1 protein-coding gene and 1 pseudogene are annotated in these 6499 nt (G+C 73.6%); one reads left to right on the forward strand and one right to left on the reverse strand.

Annotated elements, in window-relative coordinates:
* Nucleotides 1–4151: pseudogene (locus tag GUY60_RS32190) on the reverse strand (hypothetical protein); the annotation flags it as partial.
* Nucleotides 4152–4543: 392 nt separating this feature from the next.
* On the opposite strand from GUY60_RS32190, the gene GUY60_RS32195 reads away from it, so the two are divergent.
* Nucleotides 4544–6271, forward strand: a complete 1728-nt coding sequence (locus GUY60_RS32195; protein WP_161704321.1) for an MFS transporter — start codon at nucleotides 4544–4546, stop codon at nucleotides 6269–6271.
* Nucleotides 6272–6499: the final 228 nt, after the last annotated feature.

A 6499-nucleotide genomic window follows, 5' to 3' on the forward strand; every position in this document is an offset into this window, starting at 1 on the left:
CGCCCACCCCGGTCGCCCGCCGCCGCCCAAGCGCGCTCGAACAGCTCGGGCAGCGGGCAGGACGGGACCGCCGCCATATGGACCGTCGACCGGTGCTCGCGGGTCAGTGGGAGCAGGGTCCGCCTGGCCGACTCGACCGGGAGGCGCGGAGGTTTGGTCTCCTGCCACGGGCCGGGCAGGAAGATCGAGCGGCCCGCGCGCGGGCGGGCGGCACGGACGAACAGGCCCGTGCTTTCCAGTGCCGTGCAGGCGGACTTGAAGCGTGCGGGCTTCCAGCCGGTCCACTGCTTCACGTTGCGGTCCGTCGGGTCGGGGAGGGCGAGGAGTATGAGGTGGAGCGCCGCCGCGTCCTCGCCCAGGCCGTGCCGCGCGGCGCACTCCGCCACCAGATGCGGCACCGAACGGGCCGGGTGCTGCTCCCAGCCCGGCGCGGCCCCTTCGTCGGCGCTCAAGTGCGTGCCCAGCGCCGCGAATCCGTCGTCCAGGAGCAGCCGCAGGTCCGCGAGCGCGGGCAGCCCGCCGGGCGTCGGGAGCCACTGGGACGGCAGGACAGAGTCGAGGTAGGCGTCGAGGGTGTCCAGGAGGGGGTCGTCGGCGCCCTTCAACTGGGCTGGGTCGACGCGGAGATGACGTACCTCGTAGGTCTCGTCCCGGTCGATCGTGACCGCCTTGTGTGCCTCGAGCGCGCCCGTGAGGGGCGGGGCTCCCATCAGGTAGTTGTCCTGGAGGGAGAAGACGTGCAGCGGGCCGGGGCCGGTGGCCAGCTCCTCGCGGAGCCGGGCGATCGCGGCGCCGACGGCGGGGCGCAGTGGGTCGCCGGCCGGTGTGCGGTAGGCGAGCCAGGCCGCGACGCGGGGCAGGGCGAGGAGGTCCGGTTCGCCCGCCAGGCCCGCCGGGTCGGGAGCCAGGCAGGCTGCGCCCGAGGCTGTCCGGCCGAGGAGCGCCGACGGCCGGAGTACGGGCCTGCCCTCCTCGCCATGGTCGTGGAACCGCCGCCGCACCGGCCGCACCCGCCGTACCGGCTGCTCGCCCTCGGGCCGTGTCATTTCCTTGGCCGCGAGGGGGACCAGCGCCTGAGGCACCGGCACCGGGGCGCCGAACTGCTCCTGCCACCAGGCCACCGCGCGCGTCACATCGGGTCCGGTGGTCCACAGCGTCTCGGGATCGTCCGGCAGCAGCCGCTCCACAAGGGCTGCGGCCCGGCGCGGGTCGAGGCACGCGGCGAGGGTGTCGGCGGCCCACCGCCCGTCCTTGCCGTCGATCCGCCATGCGCTCAGGTCGGCGTCCCAGTAGCGCCCGCTGTTGTCCTGCTCCTCGGCCTGGTGCGGAGCGGCGTCGGCCCAACCGGCCAGGACATGGGCCGCCTCAGCCGCCGAGAGGCCCGTGCCCTCGGCCAGCGCGAGGGCGGATTCGGGGCGCGCGGCCGGTGTACCGCGCTGCTCGTACAGCTCGACGAAGCGCCGGAACCACGCGACCGGCCGGACGGGTTCCAGGACATACGCGGAGACGAGCGTGGCGCCCGCGGCGGCCAGCGGCCCGTCCTCCCCGAAGGCGCCCTCGGGGGCGTGCTCCAGGAGAACGCGGCGCGGTGGGCTTCCCTGCGCCACGACGGCGGCCGCCGAGGTGGCAAGGCGGAACGCGCTGCCCTGCACCGCGGATTCCCTGGTGGCGGCCGGTGCCCTCGCCTCGGGAACGTCGCACAGCACGATGCGCCAGCGGCCCGCGTCTCCTGTGACGAACGGAAGTTCGGCGTAGGTGCGCAGTGCGTCAAAGGCGAGGTTTTCGCGGATGGTCCCCGACGCGGCGCGCAGCGCGTACGTCGCGGCGTGCGCGTGCATCTTGCGGAATTCGCGGGGCCATCGGTACGCCGGCAGCTCGATCGTGGACGTCGCCTGACTCAAGTCACCTGCCCAGACCGGCTCCCCGGCCTCGGCGAGCGCGCGCAGCTCCCGGCACAGGCGCATGGACGGGTCGAGCGGCGTGGCGGGCTTCTTCTCGGCCTCGGGGGTGAGGCGGTGCACGACCGAGGCCAGGCCCGCGCGGCAGTTGGCGGCCATGACGAAGGCGAGGTACGCCTTCTCCGTGGCCTCCGCGCCCGCCTTCAGCTCCGGCAGTTCCTCCATGAGGACGGTGCGGTTGGTCCCGCGCACCTGGTCCCGTGCCAGGTCCGGTTCCAGTCTGTCGAGAACGGCCGCCACGCGTGCGCCGGGCAGTCCGGCGGGGAGCGCGGCCAGTTCGTCGGGGAGCGCGGCCAGTTCGGCCGTCAGCAGCGGCAGGACGTCGACCGCGGCGAACTCGGCGGCCGCCTCCACGTCCTTGAGCAGCTGCGCGACCGCCACGCCGACGTGCACGAGGCGGCCGAGGAGCAGTACCAGCTCCGCGAAGTCGGGCCCCGCGCGCAGCAGTTCACGCTCGCGTGCAAACCAGGACCGGATCTCGTCGTGCCCGACGGCGTTGTCGTAGAGAGCCGGGATCTGCCTCCAGCCCTGCCCGAACTGATGCGGCTGGAAGGACGTGTTGGTGCGCCAGCGGTCGTCCTCGACCGCCAGGGACATCCGCACGCGGGCCCGCAGTTGACGCGCGTACCGCTCGTCCGCGAGGAGGTGGGTCAGGTCCGGCCGGTGCTTGACGGTCACGTTGTACAGATACGCCGGGCCGAGGGCGCCCGGCGGGTCGCAGACGGGTGCGCCGTGCTCCAGGAGGACGTCGACGAGGTCGAGCAGGGTGGCCTCGTCCTTGCGCGTGGCGGACGTCCAGAACTCGAACTCGACCGGCACCCCGTCGGCCACGATGCGGGGCGCGATCAGCTCGGCCACCTGGTAGAGCTCGGCGGGCGGGGCCTTGCGCGGGTTGTGGTGCCGGGCGCAGGCCGACAGCCAGCGCGCCGCCTCGCCGTCGGGCAGGCCCGGCTCCTCGCCGGTGAGCAGGGCCAGGGCGCCCGTCCGGTCGAGCAGTTCACGCCACAATTCGCCGTTCGGCGTCCAGCCGCGCGGGCGCAGGCGGAGCGCTGCGTGGGCGGCCTCCGGGCCGCGTGCGCGCAGGAGTTCCACGGCGCGGCCCTTGAGGCAGTCCTGCCACAGCTTGTCGTCGCTGAGGCTGAGGCCGCCGCGCTCCTGGACGACCTCGTGCAGCAGTCCGGCCAGCGTCTCCTCCGGGTCAAGCCCGGCGGCCTTGGCGATCTTGCGCAGATCGGCGGCGAGTTGCGGGTACAGCTCGCCGGTCGCCTGCAGCCGGGCGATGACGACCGCGCGGAACCGGTCCACGCGCTCCGGGCCCGACGCGGCTCCCGACCCCTTGCCCATCAGCTCTCTCGCGCGCTCGCGCAGGACCGTGGCGGAGAGGGCGCCGGCCCGCGCGTACGTGAGATAGCGCCGGTCGAGCCAGCTCTCGTCGACCTCACGGGCATGGAGCCGCTCGCCCTTGCGGGCGCGGCCGAACCAGGCCGCCGCGACCTGGATGTCCTCCTGCCGCAGCGCGAGATCGGCCACCCCGTCAAGCAGGGAGACAAGGAGCGCGGGCGCGGTCTGCTCGAGCCCGGCCAGGACGGCGTCGACACTCTTCTTGGAGAGGTACTGCCAGCGGGACGTCACCTCGCGCAGCGTGCGGATCTTCTCCAGGGCAGGGACCTCCAGGCCCGGGTGCGCGGCGAGGACGCGCTCGGGGAAGGGCAGTTCACCACCGGAGGGGTCGGGCACTGCCGTCGCGAACAGCCCGCCGAGCTCCGGCTCCCAGCCGTCCGCGCGCATCAGCAGGTCGCGGTGGGGGACGGCGTCCTCGGCGAGCAGCTGCGTACGGGTCACGTCGAACGGCCCGGTGTAGGTACGGGCGAACAGCCTGCCCTCGGTGTGCTCCTCGGGCCGGTCGTCGTGCAGCTCCACGCCCGCCTCGTCCAGCACAAGGCGCCACACCGGGTCCCCCTCGGCGAGGGCGCGCGGCGCGTCCTGTCCGGCCGCCGCCCAGGCGACGGCGAGGGCGCGGCACTCGTCGCGGTGCGCCTCAAGGTCGTGGCGCACCCGCGCGAACGCCGCGAGCTCCGGCGCGCCCTTCAGCTCACGGGGCTGCTTCTTGAGGGGCCGCCCGGAGGGGCCGTAGTAGACGGTCTTCAGGTCGTCCGTCAGCTCGGCCGCATAGCCGTTTTTCTTGATACGCATGCGCATGCGACGCGCTCCCCCGTGTCGATGATCAACCGTGCCGCCCAGCGTACGGACGACCACTGACACTCTCGTACGTCGAACGAGATCGGGGAGACGTCCCCCAGGGCGCAGGCCGGGGTGCGGGTGGCCTCACGGATCGGATCCGGCGGCACACCGGAAGCCCGCCCACCCTGAACCGCGTAACGAAACCGGAAGCCCGCCCACCGCAGAGCACGTCCACCCAGAACCGCGTAACGAAAAGGTCAAGGTTCCAGCTCGTACGACGATCGTCGGAATAGTCGCCTGAGGAAACGGGTTCGAGATACACGTAAGCGTCACGCACACCGGTGTGCATGACGCGCTCGCGTCGCATCCCGTCCCGCAGCGACCGCCTCCGGAGGCCCCGCTCTATGTACCGACCGACGACCTCGTCCCGCCGTACCGGCGTCGTCCCCGTCCTCGCCTTCACCGGCATCGTCGTCGCCGTCATGCAGACCCTGCTCGTCCCGATCATCAAGGACCTGCCGGAGCTGCTCGACACCACACCCTCCGACGCCACCTGGGTGCTGACCGCCACCCTCCTCGCCGGCGCCGTCTCCACCCCGATCATGGGGCGTCTCGGCGACCTCGCGGGCAAGCGCCGGATGCTGCTCGCCAGCCTCGCCGTCATGGTCGTCGGCTCGCTGATCTGCGGTTTCACCGACAACCTGCTCGTGATGATCGCCGGGCGCGCCCTCCAGGGCTTCGCCATGGGCGCCATCCCGCTCGGCATCGGCCTGATGCGCGACATGCTGCCGCCGGAGAAGCTCGGCTCGGCGATGGCCCTGATGTCGTCCTCGATCGGTGTCGGCGGCGGCCTGGCGCTGCCGCTGGCCGCGCTCGTCGCCCAGCACGCCGACTGGCACGCCCTGTTCTTCGGCGCGGCCGGCATCGGCGTCGTCGCGATCGCGCTGACCCTGGCCGTCGTCCCGGAGAGCCCGCTGCGCGCCCCCGGCCGCTTCGACCTCGCGGGCGCCCTCGGCCTCTCCCTCGGCCTGGTCCTGCTGCTCCTGCCGATCACCAAGGGCAGCGACTGGGGCTGGGGTTCGGGCACGACCCTCACCCTGTTCGCCGCGGCCGTCGTCGTGCTCGTCGCCTGGGGCGTGATGGAGCTGCGCCGCGAGGCCCCGCTCGTCGACCTGCGCACCAGCGCCCGCCGCGAGGTGCTGCTCACCAACCTCGCCTCGATCATGGTCGGCGTCGCGTTCTACGCCATCTCCCTGGTCCTGCCCCAACTCCTGCAACTGCCCACCGCCACCGGGTACGGCCTCGGCCAGTCCATGGTCGTCGCGGGTCTGTGCGTGGCGCCGCTCGGCCTGACCATGATGCTGACCGCGCCCGTGTACGCCCGCCTCTCGGCCCGCTTCGGCCCGAAGGTCACGCTGATCCTCGGCATGCTGATCATCGCGGTCGGGTACGGGGCCGGGCTCGGCCTGATGAACGCGGCCTGGCAGACCGTCGTCATCTCGGTCGTGATCGGCGCGGGCATCGGCCTCGCCTACTCCTCGCTCCCGGCGCTGATCATCGGCGCGGTCGACCCGTCCGAGACGGGCGCGGCCAACGGCCTCAACACCCTGATGCGCTCGATCGGTACGTCGGTGTCGTCGGCCGTCATCGGCATGGTCCTCGCGAACACCGCGGACCACGTCGGCGGTGTCGCGATCCCGACGATGCACGGCTTCCGTATCGCGTTCCTGATCGCCACCGGCGCCGTCGCCGTCGGTGTGCTGCTCGCCGTGTTCCTGCCGGGCCGCCGCCCCGCTGCCTTGCAGTTGCGCGCCAGCAGCGAGGAGGACGCGGGCCTGGCCCGCGCCGAGGAGGCGCTCGCCGCCTTCCGCGGCCGGGTCCTCGACCCGGCCGGCGCCCCGCTGGCCCGCGTCAAGGTCACCCTGATCGACGGCCGCGGCAGGCAGGCGGGCGGGGCCCTCACCGGCCCGGACGGCAGCTACTCGATAGCGGTCCCGGACGGCGGCTCCTACATCCTCGCCACGACGGCCCGTGGCCACGCCCCGCACGCCTCCTCCGCCACCCATCACGGCGAGCCCGGCGCCGTCGCCGTGGACCTCTCCCTGGCCCCCCGCGCCGAGCAGGTCCACTAGCGGGCGGCGACGGATTCCCGCCACAGGGGCGCAGGGGGGCGCAGGATCGTCACCGCGTGCCGCACCGTCGTGGCCGCTCGCGCGGTTCCCCGCGCCCCTGGCGGGGCACACCCGCCACCGCCGGCCGCGCTAGCGACCGACGTCGAACCTCGGCTCCGTACGCAGGAGTTGGGACACATCCGTGCCGACCTCAAGGTCCTGCGGCGCGGCCCCGCGGCGGAACAGCCG

It is taken from the genome of Streptomyces boluensis (assembly GCF_009908195.1).
Taxonomy (GTDB): Bacteria; Actinomycetota; Actinomycetes; order Streptomycetales; family Streptomycetaceae; genus Streptomyces; species Streptomyces boluensis.

What these genes read in the sequence shown, in the direction of transcription:
- GUY60_RS32195 (WP_161704321.1), top strand. Translation starts at nt 4,544, where the DNA reads ATGTACCGACCGACGACCTCGTCCCGCCGTACCGGCGTCGTCCCCGTC.